Here is a 16,766-nt window from a genome sequence, read left to right as displayed (position 1 = left end):
GTCGCCGGGCGAGCCTCCATCAATCGCCTGTGATCGTCCTGAAGTTCCTTGACGAGTCTTTACCCTTCCACTATCTCCGACAGCGGGAAACCTCTCCCCACCGAGAGGCAGCTATCTGGAAGGGTAGATCATGACTGCAGCGAAGCCCGCTTCGCGGCCGAACGTGCCGCATTTCTCCTCCGGCCCCTGCGCCAAGCGCCCCGGCTGGAATCCCCAAAATCTCAAGGACGCCGCGCTCGGCCGCTCGCATCGCGCGAAGATCGGCAAGGCCAAACTCAAGCAAGCCATTGAGCTGACGCGCGAAGTGCTGGAGGTGCCGACCGACTACAAGATCGGCATCGTGCCGGCTTCCGACACCGGCGCGGTCGAGATGGCGCTGTGGTCGCTGCTCGGAGCGCGGCCCGTCACCACGTTGGCCTGGGAATCCTTCGGCGAGGGCTGGGTCAGCGACATCGTCAAGGAATTGAAGCTGAAGGACGTCACCAAGCTCAATGCCGGCTATGGCGAGATCCCCGATCTCTCCAAGGTCGATCCGGCAAGTGACGTCGTCTTCACCTGGAACGGCACCACCTCGGGCGTGCGCGTGCCGAACGCCGACTGGATCAGCGCGACCCGCGAAGGCCTCACCATCTGCGACGCGACCTCGGCGGCGTTCGCACAGCCGCTCGACTGGCCGAAGCTCGACGTCATCACCTTCTCCTGGCAGAAGGCGCTCGGCGGCGAGGCGGCGCATGGCATGCTGATCCTCTCGCCGCGCGCGGTGGAGCGGCTCGAGACCTACAAGCCGGCCTGGCCGCTGCCGAAGATCTTCCGCATGACCAAAGGCGGCAAGCTCAACCAGGGTATCTTCGAAGGCGAGACCATCAACACGCCGTCGATGCTCTGCGTGGAGGACTATCTCGACGCGCTCGACTGGGCGAAATCGATCGGCGGCCTGAAGGCGCTGATCGCGCGCGCCGACGCCAGCACCAAGGCGCTTGCCGACTGGAAGGCGAAGACGCCGTGGATCGATTTCCTGGCCAAGGATCCCGCGATCCGCTCCAACACCTCGGTGTGCCTGAAGATCACGGATCCCGCGATCACCTCGCTTACGCCGGACTTGCAGGCCGCCTTCTGCAAGAAGCTGGTCGCCCTGGTCGAGAAGGAGAATGCGGGCTTCGACTTCGCGCATTACCGCGATGCGCCGGCAGGCCTGCGCATCTGGTGCGGCGCCACTGTCGAAGCCAAGGACGTCGAGCTGCTGACACAGTGGATCGACTGGGCCTTCGCCGAGACCAAGGCGCAGCTTTCGAAGGCTGCGTAAGTAACGTCACCTCATCGTCGTCATGGCCGGGCTTGACCCGGCCATCCATCACGAAACGAGGATGGACTCGCGGGGCAAGTTCGCGGGTGGCGCCATCAGTGCATCGTCCATCAAGGGACCACTCCCAAGGAACCATTTCCATGAGCAAACCCAAAGTTCTCATTTCCGACGCCCTGTCTCCCGCCGCCGTGCAGATCTTCAAAGACCGCGGCGTGGAGGTCGACTTCCAGCCCAATCTCGGCAAGGACAAGGAAAAGCTCGCCGAGATCATCGGCAACTATGACGGCCTCGCGATCCGCTCGGCGACCAAGGCAACCGCCAAGATCATCGAGAAGGCCACCCGGCTGAAGGTGATCGGACGCGCCGGCATCGGCGTCGACAATGTCGAGATTCCTGCGGCGACGGCCAAGGGCATCATCGTGATGAACACGCCGTTCGGCAATTCGATCACGACCGCCGAGCACGCCATCACCCTGATGCTGGCGCTCGCCCGCGAAATCCCGCAGGCCGATGCCTCGACGCAGGCCGGCAAGTGGGAAAAGAACCGCTTCATGGGGGTCGAGATCACCAACAAGACTTTGGGCGTGGTCGGCTGCGGCAATATCGGATCGATCGTCTGCGACCGCGCGCTCGGCCTGCGCATGAAGGTGATCGCCTTCGACCCGTTCCTGTCGCCGGAGCGCGCCAAGGACATCGGGGTCGAGAAGGTCGAGCTCGACGAGCTGTTCAAGCGCGCCGATTTCATCACCCTGCACACGCCGCTCACGGACAAGACCCGCAACATCATCGATGCCGCGGCGCTTGCGAAGATGAAGAAGGGCGTGCGCATCGTCAATTGCGCCCGCGGCGGCCTGGTCGACGAGCAGGCGCTGGTTGACGCGCTCAATTCCAAGCATGTCGCGGGCGCGGCCTTCGACGTGTTCTCTGAGGAGCCGGCGACCTCGAACATCCTGTTCGGCCATCCCAACGTGATCTGCACCCCGCATCTCGGCGCGTCCACCACGGAAGCGCAGGAGAATGTCGCGCTGCAGGTCGCCGAGCAGATGTCCGACTATCTGCTCACCGGCGCCATCTCCAACGCCATCAACTTCCCCTCGATCACGGCCGAGGAGGCGCCGAAGCTGAAGCCGTTCATCGAGCTCGCCGAGAAGCTCGGCTCGTTCGCCGGCCAGCTCACCGAGAGCGGCATCATCAAGACCCAGATCACCTATGAGGGCCATGTCGCCGAGATGAAGATCAAGGCGCTGACCTCGGCGGTGCTGTCCGGTCTGCTGCGGCCGATGCTGGGCGACGTCAACGTCGTCTCCGCGCCTGTCGTCGCCAAGGAGCGCGGCATGGTGGTCGACGAGGTGACGCGCGCCGCACAGAGCGACTATGAGAGCCTGATCACCGTGACCGTGACGACGGAGCGGCAGGAACGCTCGGTTTCCGGCACCGTCTATCACGACGGCAAGCCGCGGCTGGTCGACATCAAGGGCATCCGCGTCGACGCCGAGTTCGGCAAATCGATGATCTATGTGACCAACGAGGACAAGCCGGGCTTCATCGGCAAGTTCGCAAGCCTGCTCGGCGATGCCAAGATCAACATCGCGACCTTCCATCTCGGCCGCGTCGCGCAAGGCGGCGACGCGATCGCGCTGGTCGAGGTCGATGGCCCGGTGCCGGCTGACGTGCTCGCCAAGGTGCACGCGCTGCCGCAGGTCAAGCAAGCCAAGGTGCTCGCGTTCTAACGCGGGAGGTGCCAATTGGTGCGCCCTCGCCCCTTGTGGGAGAGGGCAGCTCCGCCGTCAGTACCGGACTCATTCGGGTGAGGGGTTGTCTCCACGAGCGCTGTCATCCTCGGAGACAACCCCTCAACCGGCGCTTCGCGCCACCTTCTCCCACAAGGGGAGAAGGGAAGGCGGCCGCGTCGTTCGACCCACATATTCCGACCTGCGGAACAACAACGCCGCCTCCGGCATCGGAGGCGGCGTTTGTCGTTTGGCGACCGACAAAATCTGTGTACGAATGGGCCAAGACCGGTCATATCAGGCCGTCCTAACAAGGGAGAAAACACAATGCGTGAAGCCGTTATCGTTTCCTATGCACGCACGGGCCTGGCGAAGTCCGCCCGCGGCGGGTTCAACATCACTCCGCCGATGTCGCTGGCGGCGCACGCCATCAAGCATGCCGTCGAGCGCGCAGGCGTCGACAAGGAGTATGTCGAGGACTGCTATCTCGGCAATTGCGCCCATGGCGCGCCCAATATCGGCCGCCAGGCCGCGCTGCTCGCCGGTCTGCCGAAGTCGACCGCCGGCGTCTCGGTGAACCGTTTCTGCTCCTCGGGGCTTCAGACCATCGCGATGGCCGCCAACTCGATCCGTTCCGATGGCGCTGAATGCATCGTTGCCGGCGGCGTCGAGAGCATCTCGATTCCCGGCGGCGGCACGCCGAAGGAATCGGTCGATCCCGAGCTGCTCGAGACCGCGCCCGACATCTTCATGGCGATGATCGACACCGCCGACATCGTCGCCGAGCGCTACAAGCTGAGCCGCGAATACCAGGACGAGTTTTCGCTGGAGTCGCAGCGCCGCATGGCGGCCGCGCAGCAGGCCAACAAGTTCAAGGACGAGATCGTCCCGATGAAGACCAAGATGAAAGTGGTCGACAAGGTGACGAAGGAAGAGAGCATCAAGGACTATGTCGTCGACCGCGACGAGTGCAACCGTCCCGAGACGACGATTGAGGGTCTTGCCAAGCTCGAGCCGGTGAGGGGCGCCGGCAAGTTCATCACCGCCGGCAATGCCAGCCAGCTCTCCGACGGCGCCGCGGCCGTGGTGCTGATGGAAGCCAAGGATGCCGAGAAGCGCGGCCTGGAGCCGCTGGGCCGCTTCGTCGCCTGGGCGACCGCCGGTTGCGAGCCGGACGAGATGGGCATCGGCCCGGTCTTCGCGGTGCCGAAGCTGTTGAAGCGCCACGGCCTGAAGATCGACGATATCGATCTCTGGGAGCTCAACGAAGCCTTCGCCAGCCAGTGCCTGTATTGCCGCGACCAGCTCGGCATCGATCCCGAGAAGTACAACGTCAACGGCGGCTCGATCGCGATTGGCCACCCCTTCGGCATGACCGGCGCGCGCCTCACCGGCCACCTCCTGCAGGAGGGCCGCCGCCGCAAGGCCAAGTGGGGCGTCGTTACCATGTGCATCGGCGGCGGTCAGGGCGGCGCGGGCCTCTTCGAGATCTATAGCTGAGAACGGCTTCGGCTGAACGCCACGTGAACCAAAGCACGGCGCCCCAAGCGCCGTGCTTTTCTTATTTTGCTCACGCTCTCTCCTCCCGTCATTGCGAGCGCAGCGAAGCAATCCATTGCCAGCCTCGAACGCGGAGGGATGGATTGCTTCGCTGCGCTCGCAATGACGGGGAGGGATTGGCGCGCAACTGGATACCGCAGGTTTGTGGTCTGCATCTTTGTGGCACCCCCAATCGAACCGGTTCTTTTCTCGCTGCGTCTCACCACCGATGGGGGTGTGACATCAGCCACTGTCCGGCGGTGCCGGATCGGGTGAAGTCTGCGCGCAATGCAGGAAAGGGATCCAATGCGTTTGATTGCCAATTGTCTTGTCACTACCAGCCTGGTGCTGGTCACCGCGCTTGCCGCTTTGCCGGCGCGGGCGGCTGACGTCGATGCCGCTTCGATGGTGGATGCGGTGACCGTCTATCCTGATGGCGCGAGCGTCACCCGCGTCGTCACGCTCGATCTGCCGTCCGGCGACAGCACGCTGGTCGCCAAGGATTTCCCGCTGTCGCTCGACCCATCCTCACTGCGTGTCGAAGGCGACGCGGACAGCAAGCTGACGATCGGCTCGATCGACACGCGGCAGCCGCGGGCGGCGCCGCCGGTGAACCTGCCTGAGCTCGACAAGCGGATCGAGGCGTTGAAGGATGAGCGCGCCAATCTCCAAGGGGCGATCGACGCCGCCAAGGCGCGCCGCCAGTTCGCCGAGCGTTTTGCGGAGGCCGCCCCGGTCGGCATCGGCGAAAAGGGCGAGGCGCGGCCGCTGTCCGAATGGCGCGCCGCTTTTGCCGCCGTTTCCGAGGAGATCGCGATCGCCGATACCGCGACCCGTGAAGCCGAGCGCAAGCAGCGCGACCTCGACCGCGAGATCGCGCGGCTGGAATCCGATCGCGCCGCCAAGCCGCCGAGCAAGCTCGAGGTCCGTATCGACCTCGCCGCCGCGACTGCCACGAAAGCCACCCTTCGCGTCACCTATTCGGTGCGCAATGCGCGCTGGGCGCCGATCTATGACGCACGCCTCGATACCGGCGCCAAGGACCGAAAACCCTCGCTGGAGCTGGTGCGCCGCGCCGAGATCACGCAGTCGACCGGCGAGGACTGGTCGAATGTCGCGCTCGGCGTCTCCACCGTGCGCATTGCCCGCGGCGGCAGCGCGCCCGAATTGAACTCGCTGCTCGTGCAGTATCCTCAGCCGCTGCGCCCGGTGCCGCTGTCAAGCGCCGTGCCGGAGCTGGCACGGCCGGCGCCCGCACTGCGCGCGGCGCCCGCTCCAAAAGCCGCCGACGCACTCGATGCGCGTGAGCGCGCGGACGAGCAGCAGGCGGTGGCCGAGATCGGCGACTTCCAGGCCACCTTCAAGATCCCCGGCCGCGTCAGCCTCGGTGCCAGCGAAGGGGCTAAGAGCCTGCGCATTGCCAGCAACGTGATCGCGCCCGAGCTGACGATCCGCGCCGTGCCGGTGCTCGATCCGACGGCGTTCCTGGAGGCAAGCTTCAAGCCGGCCGAAGACGCGCCGCTGCTGCCCGGCCGCGTTGCGATCTATCGTGATGGCGTGTTCGTCGGCCGCGGCAAGATCGCTTCCGCCGGCAAGGATGAAACCGTGCGGCTCGGCTTCGGCGCCGACGACAAGGTCAAGATCGAGCGCTCGGTGGTGAAGCGCAATGAGGGCTCGGCGGGCCTGATCGTGACGACGTCGAAGACCGACGAACGCTCGTTTAAGACCAGCGTGCGCAACGGCCATGATTTCCCGATCCGTGTCGCGATCGAGGATCAGCTCCCGGTCAGCGAGAACGAGGAGATCGTGGTCGAGATGCTGCCGCAGACCACGCCGCCGACCGCGAACAATCTGCGCGACAAGCGCGGCGTGCTGCAATGGACATTCGATGCGAAGCCCGGCGAGCTCAAGGACATCAACTTCGCCTGGCGCATCCGCTGGCCCAAGGACAAGGGCGTCGTCATGACGCCGGCGGGATGAGCGGTTCTTACCTCGCCCCGCTCTTGCGGGGAGAGGTCGGATTGCGAAGCAATCCGGGTGAGGGGCTCTCTCCGCGAACACGTCTGTCACCGTGATCGTGGAGAGAGCCCCTCACCCCGACCCTCTCCCCGTGAAGAACGGGGAGAGGGAGCAGAGCTCACTTCGCCTTCAGGAAGTCGCCGACTTCCAGCAGCACGAATTCGTTGTCGTCGGCCTTGTTGGGATCGCGGCTCGAGGAGAACGGCAGGTTGTTGTCGTTGCCGACGATGATATGGGTGTCGTCGACCTTATCGACGTTCTCGATGGTGAAGAACGGGAAGGTCAGCACGCCGTCATTGAGCGGCTTCTTCGCCTTCTTGTCGGGATCGCGGATCTTCATCAGGTCGATATAGCCGACCTTGCGCACGGGCTTGCCGACATTGGCGTCCGAGAGCTCGATCTTGTAGACGCGCTTGAACTTCGCCAGGTCCGGGAAGCAGTTCTCGCCGCGTTGTCCCTGCGGGCAGGCCTTGTCCGCGGTGCCTTCGCCATTGTCGCGCTCGATGATCAGGCCGGCGGTGCCGTCGATCATGTTGAAGTCGCCGATGGCATTGCCGTTCTGCTCGAACACATACTGCCAGTAGCGGCCGGTGAATTTCTCGTTCGCGACGTCGAACTCGAGGATGCGCGAGGCTTCCTTGCCGTCGACCTTCTCCCAGTCCTTCTTCTCGGCATCCCACAGCGGGCCCTCGAGCAGGCCGTACAGGAACTTGCCGTCCTTCGAGGACGCAAAGCCCTCATATCCCTTCGAGCGGCGCAGGTTGACGGTGGTGTAGCTCGCGCCCGGCGCGCCCGGCGACTGCACCGACCAGTGATCGGGCGAGCGCACCGGCTTGCCGTCAGCAACGCTCTCGAACACGGCCAGCACCTTGCCGGTCTTGTCGGCCTTGATCACGTAGGGCCCGAACTCGTCGCCGATCCAGAAGGTGTCGCCGATGATCTGGAAGCCTTCGGTGTCGAAATCGGCGCCGGTGAGATAGCGCTTGGCGGTGTCCTCATGCACGATGCGGAACGGCACCTTCTTGTCGGGATCGTGCAGGAACACGGTTTCCTGACGCTCGATCTTGCCGCTCGCCCAGTCGATCTTGTGCCGGTTCAGGTACAGCATCGAATCCGGCGAGTTGTAGCGCGAGCCCATGCCGTTGTCGGTGAGCACCCAGAAGGTGCCGTCCGCCATCACCTTGATGCCGGAATGGCCCTGCAGCGGTTGGCCCTTGAACGGAAGCGAGACGCCGGTCGGCCGCTCGTAGGACTTGCCCATCACGGTGCCGACTGCGTCGACGCGGCGGCCGGTGGTGTATTTGCCGGAGGTCTTGAGATCGTTGGGTGCATCGGCGGGCGCATCGATGAAGCTTTCCGCCGGAAGCACGGCGTGGCCCTTGAGGGTCGCCGGATATTCGCCTTCGCCCTGCGCGAAGGCTGCTCCCGAGAGTAGCACGATGGACGCGACGGAGCAGAGCAGTGATTTGCGCATGTTGATCTCCCCTGAAGATGAACGCGGCGGAGTTCTGGGAGGCGCGTGTTACACGCCGCTGACAGTTTCGTGACGGCTAGAGCATATTCGGTTCTGACGGAATCAGAACCGAAGCTCTAGATTCTTGTCTTGACGCGTTTTCTTCACGCGAACCGGTGTCCACTTCGCTCGAAAACGCTCTAACGATTGCCGCTGGATATGCCTGCGGCGTTACGTCACCGGTCGCATCGTTTGCGGCAGCAGGAAGGGAATGCCGCGGTCGGTATAGTCGATCGTGGCATCGACCTCGAAGATGGTGCGGATCGTCTCCGCGGTCATCGCCTCGCTGCGGCCGCCGTCGACGGCGAGCCGGCCACGATGCAGGAGAACGAGGCGGTCGGCAAAGCGCATCGCGAGGTTGAGGTCGTGCAGGATCGCGATCACCGCGGTGCCGCTCTGCGCGCGACGGCGCGCGGTCTCGACCAGGTCGATCTGGTGCCTGAGGTCGAGGCTCGAGGTCGGCTCGTCCAGGAGCAACAGGCCGGGACCGTTCTGCGCTTCGCCGCAGGCGAGCTGCACCAGCACGCGGGCGAAATGCGCACGCTGCTGTTCGCCGCCCGACAGTGTCGGCAATTGGCGATGACGGAAGCCCCTCAGCCCGACCTCATCCAGGGCGGACTCGACCAGCGGCGCCGCCGTCGCGCGCGAACTGTCGCCCGCGCCCATATAGACGATTTCCTCCACCGTGAACGGGAAGGTGACGTTGACATGCTGCGACAGCATGGCGCGATGCCGCGCCAATTCGCGCGGCCGATAGGCGCGGAGCGCGCGCTGCTTCAGTTCGACCGTGCCGCGGGTCGGCGTGATGTCGCCGGACAGCATGCGCAGGAGCGTCGACTTGCCGGCGCCGTTCGGCCCGACGATTGCGATCATCTCGCCCGGATTGACGCTGAGGTCGACGGCATCGACCAGCGTGGCGCCGCTGACCACCACCGAGACCGAGCTCGCCTGCAGCATCGGAATCATAGCGAAACCAGGCTGCGCTGCCGCAGCAGGATGGCGAGGAAGAACGGCGCGCCGACCGCCGCCGTCAGGATGCCGATCGGTATTTCCGCTGGCGATACGATGGTGCGGGCCATCGTGTCGGCGCCGACCAGGAGCACGGCCCCGAGCAGCACGGAGGCCGGCAGCAGCAGTCGGTGCGCCGGCCCGATCGCGAGCCGCAACAGATGCGGCACCACGATGCCGACAAAGCCGACGACGCCGCACACGGAGACGGCGACCCCGGTCATGGCCGAGACCAGGATGATGGAGATCCGTTTCAACCGCTCGACATCGACGCCGCTGTGAAAGGCCTCGGCTTCGCCGAGCACGAGGACATCGAGCCCGCGCGCGATCGACAGGCACGCGACAAGCGCAACAGTGAGCACCGGCGCCAGCGTCGCGATCTTGCTCCAGGTCGCGCCGCTCATCGAGCCCAGCATCCAGAAAGTGATGTCGCGGAGCTGGCGGTCGTCGGCGACGAAGACCAGGAGCCCGATGCCGGCATTGGCGATCGCGGCGATCGCAATTCCTGCCAGCAGGAAGATCGCAATCGACGTCCGCCCGGCGCGGCTCGCGATGCTGTAGAGGATGATCGTCGTCACGAGCGAGCCGGCGAATGCCGCCAGCGGCAGCAATTGGTGCTGCATGAAGCGGACGCTCTCGTCGATGTGGCTGTCCGTGAAGACGATCGCGGCTGCTGCAGCAAAGGCGCCGCCGCTGGAGACGCCGACGAGCGCGGGATCGGCGAGAGGATTGCGGAACAGCCCCTGCATGATCGCGCCGGATGCCGCCAGGAGGCCGCCGACCATCGCGGCGGCGACGATCCGCGGAATCCGGATCGACCACAGCACGAGTTGGTCGCGCGCAACCAGCGGATTGGCCGCGCTGTCATTCCATAGGCCGAGCGCGGCAGGCAGGCGGGCGAGGGGAATTCCAGCCGCACCCAGCGTCACTGCAATGAGCGCAACGCCGACAAGCGCGGCGCAAAGGCAAAGCAGTGTCAGCGATGCGGGCGGGCGCAACAAGCGCTTGGTGCGAGGATCGGCAGTATTGCCACGCGCGTCCGCCAAGGCGCTCATTGCCGGCAATTCGCCGTGAGCGCCGCGGGCACGAACTTCTCCGCCTGCGGCGCCAGCGCCGGATATAGTTTTGTCGAAAGGTCGCGCGCGGCGGCGGCGGTGCGCGGGCCGAAACCGAGCAGATAGAGCCCTTCCATCGAGATGAAGCTCTTGTTCGCAGCGACCGGCGTCAGCGCGAAGGCCGGATGCGCATAGATCGCCTCGGCTTCCAGCGAATCCTTGCCGCGTTGGATCGACAGCACGACGTCGGGCTTGGCGGCCACGATCGCCTCGTCGCTGACGATCTTGTAGCCGTCATAGCCTTGGACCGCATTGACGCCGCCGGCGAGCTGGATGATCTCGTTTGCCGCCGTCTTCTGGCCCGCCGCCATGGCGCGGCCGTTGAGCAGCGACATCACGAACATCACCCGCACCGGCTTCGTCACCTTGGCGCGCAACTCGCGCAATTGCGCGAGATCATGGGCGACGGCGGTGGTCAGGCATGCGGCGCGCGGATCGGCATCCATGGCGTGGCCGACCAGCTTGATCTTGTCGAGCAATCCCTGCTCGGAGAAGGTCTCGGGCACCAGCACCAGCGGCACCTTGGCCGCTTCCAGCACGTCCATGGTTTCCTTCGGCCCCGAGCCCTGTACCGCCAGCACCAGCGACGGGTTGAGTCCCAGCACGCCTTCGGGCGAGAGCTGGCGCATATAGCCGACATTGGGTTTGTCGCGCAGCGCCGCCGCCGGATAGAGGCTGGTCGCATCGACGCCGGCGACGCGGTCCTCGAAACCGAGCGCATAGAGGATTTCGGTGATCGCCCCGCCGATCGAGACGATCCGCGAAGGGTTGTCGATGATGACGTCGCGGTCGCGCGCATCATGCACGGTGGTGTTTGCGGCGGGTGCCGCCTCAACGGGCAAGAGGCTGGCGATCAGCAGGACTGCGAGCGTGCGACAAATTGCCATCGAGGGATCACTTGGTCAGGATCAGCTTGTTCTGCGAGGTCAGACGCAACCGGTACATCTCGTCGCCATGCGCGATCATGATCTCCCGTTCGCTCTGGAACAGCTCGCGGCTGTCGATCCGGTTGCCGGTCATGGAGAGGTTTCTCACGGCGGGTGAGGCATTTGCTGTGCGCGCCCCGGCGCCTTCGGTATCGTCTCCGGAAGTTGCCGCCATATCCTCTTTGCTGCGCCCCGAACGTTCTCTGGATGGCTGTTTGTACAGGTCGCCCGCACCGCAATCCAATCATTGCAGTTTACAATCGATATAAACTGTGCCGTGCCGTTGTTGACCACTTTGTTACCGCGACGTAACGAATGTGAACGTGGCGCGGGCGGGTGGCCCGCACTGTATATTTTGGTAGCCAGCAAGCCGCTCGCATCATTTCGCGAGCGCACGCCAGCCAGACCCAAAAAGCAGATCTTTGGATTGGGGCAATATGGCTGACGGGGCTAGGATTTCGCGCGCCCTCATTTTGGGCGCATCAGTGGTTTCAATCGGGTTGCTGCTTTCCGAGTCCGGGTTCGCCCAGACCGCGGACGCGCAGCCGGCTGGTCGTGCGTCGGAGCGCGCCAAGCAGGCGAAGCGCAAGCCGGCGAAGCCGAAAGTCGAACAGCAGGCGGCGGCGCCTGTGATGAACGCGCGCGCGCAGATCGGTGCCGTGACGGTGCAATCGCTCGATACCATCACCGTTGCCGCATCGAAGACGGAGGAGCGCGCGATCGACGCGCTTGCCCCGGTCAGCGTCGTCACGCTCGAGCAGATCCAGGGCCGCCTGCCCAACACGGTCGGCGATCTCCTTTATAATCTGCCCGGCGTTTGGGTGCAGAATCGCGGCGACGAGCCGTCAACGTCGATCAACATCCGCGGCCTGCAGGATTTCGGCCGCGTCGCGGTCGTGGTCGACGGCGCCCGGCAGAACTACCAGCGCACCGGCCACTTCGCGAACGGCTCCTTCTTCCTCAATCCGGAGCTGATCAGCAGCATCGACATCGTGCGCGGCCCGACGGCCAACATCTACGGCTCCGGCGCGATCGGCGGCGTCGCCTCGTTCCGCACCAAGGACATCGAGGACGTGGTGCGCGCCGGCGAGCGCTGGGGCGTCGACGTCAACAACGTGTTCGGCAGCAATGAGGGACGCTGGCTCACCTCGGCTTTCGGCGGCGTTCGCGTCAATCCCAATGTGGACGTGTTCGCGGGCGGCACCTACAGCACGCAGGAGAACTACAAGGACGGCACCGGGTTCGAAGTCGCCAATACCGGCAACCGGCTCTCCAGCGGCATCGCCAAGCTGACGGTGCGCCCGGCCGATGGGCACGAAGTCAAGCTCGGCACCATCTTCCAGGAAGATATCTACAGCGTCGGTCAGCCGGCGCGGCGTGCGGGCGACCCCAACTCGACCAATGCGAACGGAACCAACAATCTCTCCGGCACGTCGGTCTACGCGAGCAACGTGAAGAACTACACGACGACGCTCGGCTGGACCTATTCGCAGCCCGATGACCGGTTGTTCGACTGGGATGCGAAGGTCTACTGGAATCGCACCGAGAACGACCAGATCAAGACCGCGCATACCAGCACCACGCCGTCCGCCTTCTGCGGCGGCGTGCCCGGCAACGCCGTCTCCGGCTGTATCGGCAGCAATCGCGGCTATCTCCTGGATACCTACGGCGTCGATATCCACAACACCTCACGTTTCGATTTGTTGGATTGGCACAATGCCATCACCTACGGTCTTGATGCGTTCCAGGACCAGGTGAGCACGAACGACAGGAGCGGCACGTCCGAGGTGACGACGCCAGGCGGCCGTCGCACGGTGTCCGGCGGCTTCGTGCAGTGGAAGGCCAATTACCAGAACCTGGTCGAAACCATCTCGGCGCTGCGTTACGACAATTACCAGTTGGAATCGGGGACGACGTCCTCCAGCGGCGACCGCCTTTCGCCGAAGATCACGGTCGGACTGATGCCTGCCGCGATGCTGACGCCCTATGTCAGCTATGCCGAAGGCTACCGCGCGCCGTCGATCACCGAGACGCTCGTCAACGGCCCGCATTCCGGCGCCACCATCAACGATTCGTTCTTCCGTTGTCCGTCGGGCACGCCGGGGCCCGGCGCCGACTCGACATTCTGCTTCGTCCCCAATCCGAACCTGAAGCCCGAGATCGGCAAGAACAAGGAGATCGGCTTCAACCTGAAGAAGAACGACCTGTTCGTGCCGGGCGACAGCATCCGCGGCAAGTTCAACTTCTTCCGCAACGACATCGAGAACTACATCGATCTGGTTTCCTATGGTCCTCCGCTGGTGGTTCCGACCGGTCCGCCGCCCGCACCGCGCATCACCGTGTTGCCCTTCGTGCAGTACCAGAACATCGCCGAGGCCCGCATCGAGGGTTTCGAAGCTGAGACCATGTATGATGCCAGAACCTGGTTCGTCGGCATTGCCGGGAGCTACATGCAGGGCAAGAACCTCCAGACCGGCCTCGGGCTCTACAGCATCCCGCCGCAGAAGATCACCACCACGGCCGGCGTGCGCCTGCTCGACAACACGCTGGTGATCTCCGCGATGTGGACGTCGGCGCTGGCCAATAACAATATTCCCCCGACCTTCACGCCGGCGACGTCCTACGATCTCGTGAATCTCTACGTGGCCTACACGCCGACGCGCGATCTGGTGCTCAACTTCTCGGTCGAGAACCTCCTGGATCAATACTACCGTCCCTACGCCATTCCGGTCGGCTCCACCGGCGACACCCAGAACGACGTCAAATGGGCCAGCGCGGGGCCGGGGATCGTCTTCAAGGGCGGCCTCAGATATCACTTCGGAGGGACCTGATCGAGGAACCGGGAGCCCTGACGGGAGGGCCGTCCCCTTCATCCGTGCCGCCGGCCGCGCTGATGCCAGCGCGGCTCGGCGCGTTCTTGTTTTCAACCAACTTAACCGGCAGGCTGCGCAAGCGGCGCAGCGCCGAAAACCCAACAAGCGGCCAGCGCCGCAAACCCAGAAGGAGAATTCGACAATGTTTATCGCCATGAACCGCTTCCAGGTGAAGAAGGGCTCGGAGCAGGCGTTCGAGACCGTCTGGGCTACCCGGGAATCCTATCTCGGCAACCTGCCGGGCTTCGTCGAATTCCATCTGCTCAAGGGGCCTGAGGCCGAGGACCACACGCTGTATTCGTCGCACACCACCTGGGTCGACAAGGCGGCGTTCGAAGCCTGGACGCGCTCGGAAGAATTCCGCCGCGCGCATGCCCGTGCCGACAACAAGACCGGCGAGAGCCTCTATCTCGGTCATCCCAAGTTCGAGGGCTTTGAAGTGATCCAGACCGAACGCAAGGCGAGCGCTGCCGCGTAAGGAGACCGCCATGTCGAGTACGGAGCTTGCCGATCTCAGGGCCTACATGGCCGACAATCCCGGCGCCGTGATCGAGGACGTCGCGCGTGAGCGAAAAGTTTCGCCGCTGGCGGTGATCGAGGCGCTGCCGGGCGAGATGGTGCGGATCGGTGCAGGCGGCGAATTCGCCGCCGCCATGCAGGACATTGCTGGTTGGGGCGAGGTGACGCTGATCGTCCACACCGACGATGCGATCTTCGAGTTCACCGGCGCAATACCGGGTGGCGAGATCGGCCGCGGCTATTTCAACCTGATGCAGCCGAAGGGCTTGCACGGCCATCTCCGCCACGAGCGTTGCGGGGCGATCGCGTTTGTCGAGCGCCCCTTCATGGGCAAGTCGTCGGCCTTCATCGCCTTCATTAATGTCGACGGCGGCATCATGTTCAAGGTGTTCGTCGGCCGCGACGATACCCGCGCGCTGCGCGGCGACCAGCTCCAGCGCTTCCGTGCCCTCGCGGAGCGGATCGCGCCTAGAGCGTTTTCGAGCGAAGTGGACACCGGTTCGCATGAAGAAAACGCGTCAAGACAAGAATCTAGAGCTTCGGTTCTGATTCAATCAGAACCGAAGCTCTAGGGGCGCGGCCTGAGGAAGCAACGGCGGGAGGCGATCATGCAAGCATGGCTCGATAGACTTTGCCGGCGTCCGATCGTCACGGCGCTGATCGCTTCCAGCGCAATGCTGTGGCCGGCTGCTTGCTTCGCCGCCGACGATAACGCGCTATTGCCGCGCAACCTCTCGCCCTGGGGCATGTTCCAGAGCGCCGACATCGTGGTGAAGGCGGTCATGATCGGCTTGGCCTTCGCCTCGCTGGCGACGTGGACGATCTGGCTGGCGAAAACCATCGAGATCCGCCGCAAGACGGCACTGGCGAAACAGCGGCTGCGCCTGCTCGAGAAGGATACGCTGCTGGCTGAGGCGGAGCAGGCGAGCCGCGGCGGCGACGACGCGGTGGCGCAGATCATCCAGTCGGCGGCGCGCGAGGCGAGCCTTTCCGGCGGCGTGTTCGATGACGGCTTCAAGGAGCGTACCGCGCTCAGGTTGGAGCGGGTGGAGGCCGCGATGGCACGGCAGATCGCGCGCGGCACCGGTGTGCTCGCGACCATTGGCGCCACCGCGCCCTTTGTCGGCCTGTTCGGCACGGTCTGGGGCATCATGAATTCCTTCATCGGCATCTCCGAGGCGCATACGACCAACCTCGCGGTGGTCGCGCCCGGCATTGCCGAAGCGTTGCTTGCGACCGCGCTGGGGCTGGTCGCGGCGATTCCCGCGGTCGTGATCTACAATCATCTGACGCGGTCGATCGCCGCCCATCGCGCGCTGCTTGGAGATGCCTGCGCGATGGTGCTGCTCCTGGTCAGCCGCGAGGGCGACCGTGGCCTGTTTCGCCTCGCCCGCGCCGCGGAGTGAATGATGGGCGTCAAGCTCGGGGCGGGCAGTGCAGGGGGCGGGCGGTTTCGGGCCGAGGACGATCTCGTCGAGGCGCATGAGATCAACGTCACCCCCTTCATCGACGTTATGCTGGTGCTGCTCATCATCTTCATGGTCGCGGCACCGCTTGCCACCGTCGACCTCGGCGTCGACCTGCCCGCGAGCACCGCCGAGCCGCAGCCGCGCCCCGACAAGCCGGTGTTCGTCACGGTGAAACCCGATCTCTCGGTCGCCGTCGGCGAGGACATCGTCGCGCGTGACGCGCTCGCTACAACGCTGGACGGCGCCACCAAGGGCCGCAAGGACGAACGTATTTTCGTGCGCGCCGACAAGGCGGTGAGCTACGGCGAATTGATGGAGGTGATGAACCTGCTGCGCAACGCGGGCTATCTCAAGATCGCGTTGGTCGGCCTCGACGGCCGAAGCTGACGCTCAAATGAACGCGTTCGCGCTGCATGACGTCACCGACCAGACCGCGTTGCGGCGCTGGAGCATCTCGGCACTCGCGATCCTCGCCACCCATGCGGCGCTGATCGCGGCCGGCATGAAATGGTATCGCGAGCAGCCGCTGCCTGGTGTCTCCTTGCCTGCGATCATGGTCGACATGGCGCCGGCGACGTCGGCGCCGCAATCGACGCCGCTGGATCTCGCGCCGGGCCCCGAGATGCAGGCCGCTGACGCTTCGCCGCCCGAACCGGCGCCGCAGCAGGCGGTGGAAGAGCTGATCCCGCCGACCCCCGCCGCAGGAAAAGCCGGAGGTGGTGGCGCCACCGGAGCAGAAAGTGCAGCCGGCG

Annotated in this window: 13 protein-coding genes and 2 pseudogenes; 10 read left to right on the top strand and 5 right to left on the bottom strand. The window is 64.8% G+C overall.

The window, feature by feature from the left end:
- The first annotated feature begins 130 nt into the window (after positions 1 to 130).
- The 4 genes from CWO89_RS26270 to CWO89_RS26255 all read left to right on the top strand — a co-directional run bounded on the left by CWO89_RS26270 (position 131) and on the right by CWO89_RS26255 (position 6,552).
- Entirely contained in the window at positions 131 to 1,303 is a 1,173-nt protein-coding gene (locus CWO89_RS26270; RefSeq protein ID WP_130581544.1) for a phosphoserine transaminase, read from the top strand.
- Positions 1,304 to 1,443: 140 nt separating this feature from the next.
- On the top strand, positions 1,444 to 3,033 hold the full coding sequence (serA, locus tag CWO89_RS26265) for a phosphoglycerate dehydrogenase (RefSeq protein ID WP_130581543.1): 1,590 nt from the start codon (positions 1,444 to 1,446) through the stop codon (positions 3,031 to 3,033).
- A 327-nt stretch (positions 3,034 to 3,360) separates the two neighbouring features.
- Positions 3,361 to 4,533: a thiolase family protein gene (locus CWO89_RS26260; protein WP_130581542.1), complete on the top strand. Its 1,173-nt coding sequence runs from the start codon at positions 3,361 to 3,363 to the stop codon at positions 4,531 to 4,533.
- Between the two features lie 345 nt (positions 4,534 to 4,878).
- Complete coding sequence (locus CWO89_RS26255) at positions 4,879 to 6,552, top strand: mucoidy inhibitor MuiA family protein (protein WP_130581541.1); 1,674 nt, start codon at positions 4,879 to 4,881, stop codon at positions 6,550 to 6,552.
- Between the two features lie 157 nt (positions 6,553 to 6,709).
- Here the strand turns inward: CWO89_RS26255 and CWO89_RS26250 are convergent, their stop codons facing one another.
- The 5 genes from CWO89_RS26250 to CWO89_RS48110 all read right to left on the bottom strand — a co-directional run bounded on the left by CWO89_RS26250 (position 6,710) and on the right by CWO89_RS48110 (position 11,328).
- Positions 6,710 to 8,065 (bottom strand): esterase-like activity of phytase family protein, encoded by a 1,356-nt coding sequence (locus CWO89_RS26250; protein WP_130581540.1) that lies wholly within the window; start codon positions 8,063 to 8,065, stop codon positions 6,710 to 6,712.
- A gap of 210 nt (positions 8,066 to 8,275) precedes the next feature.
- Positions 8,276 to 9,070, bottom strand: coding sequence for a heme ABC transporter ATP-binding protein (locus CWO89_RS26245; protein ID WP_130581539.1), 795 nt, complete (start codon positions 9,068 to 9,070; stop codon positions 8,276 to 8,278).
- The gene (locus CWO89_RS26240; RefSeq protein ID WP_130581538.1) at positions 9,067 to 10,167 is read right to left on the bottom strand and encodes a FecCD family ABC transporter permease; all 1,101 of its coding nucleotides are present in this window, start codon (positions 10,165 to 10,167) and stop codon (positions 9,067 to 9,069) included. The genes CWO89_RS26245 and CWO89_RS26240 overlap by 4 nt, the downstream gene beginning before the upstream one ends.
- A complete protein-coding gene (locus CWO89_RS26235; RefSeq protein WP_130581537.1) occupies positions 10,164 to 11,114 on the bottom strand; it encodes a heme/hemin ABC transporter substrate-binding protein in 951 nt (316 codons plus the stop codon). The genes CWO89_RS26240 and CWO89_RS26235 overlap by 4 nt, the downstream gene beginning before the upstream one ends.
- Before the next feature lie 7 nt (positions 11,115 to 11,121).
- A complete protein-coding gene (locus tag CWO89_RS48110; protein WP_130581536.1) occupies positions 11,122 to 11,328 on the bottom strand; it encodes a hemin uptake protein HemP in 207 nt (68 codons plus the stop codon).
- A 262-nt stretch (positions 11,329 to 11,590) separates the two neighbouring features.
- Here CWO89_RS48110 and CWO89_RS26225 point away from each other — a divergent pair, with 262 nt between their 5' ends.
- From CWO89_RS26225 to CWO89_RS26200, 6 genes and pseudogenes are all read left to right on the top strand, one after another.
- Entirely contained in the window at positions 11,591 to 13,984 is a 2,394-nt protein-coding gene (locus tag CWO89_RS26225) for a TonB-dependent hemoglobin/transferrin/lactoferrin family receptor (protein ID WP_130581535.1), read from the top strand.
- Between the two features lie 184 nt (positions 13,985 to 14,168).
- Positions 14,169 to 14,504, top strand: coding sequence for a heme-degrading protein HmuQ (gene hmuQ, locus CWO89_RS26220; protein WP_130581534.1), 336 nt, complete (start codon positions 14,169 to 14,171; stop codon positions 14,502 to 14,504).
- Positions 14,505 to 14,514: 10 nt separating this feature from the next.
- A pseudogene (hutX, locus tag CWO89_RS26215) lies at positions 14,515 to 15,012 on the top strand (heme utilization cystosolic carrier protein HutX); the annotation flags it as partial.
- A gap of 207 nt (positions 15,013 to 15,219) precedes the next feature.
- The gene (gene exbB / locus CWO89_RS26210; protein ID WP_130581545.1) at positions 15,220 to 15,951 is read left to right on the top strand and encodes a tonB-system energizer ExbB; all 732 of its coding nucleotides are present in this window, start codon (positions 15,220 to 15,222) and stop codon (positions 15,949 to 15,951) included.
- A 3-nt stretch (positions 15,952 to 15,954) separates the two neighbouring features.
- Positions 15,955 to 16,401, top strand: a complete 447-nt coding sequence (gene exbD, locus CWO89_RS26205) for a TonB system transport protein ExbD (protein ID WP_130581532.1) — start codon at positions 15,955 to 15,957, stop codon at positions 16,399 to 16,401.
- 7 nt (positions 16,402 to 16,408) lie between these two features.
- A pseudogene (locus CWO89_RS26200) lies at positions 16,409 to 16,766 on the top strand (hypothetical protein); the annotation flags it as partial.

This window comes from Bradyrhizobium sp. Leo170 (genome assembly GCF_004296405.1).
GTDB lineage: Bacteria > Pseudomonadota > Alphaproteobacteria > Rhizobiales > Xanthobacteraceae > Bradyrhizobium.
The sequence above is the reverse complement of the archived record's forward strand: the minus strand, read 5'-3'. Positions and strand labels throughout refer to the sequence as shown.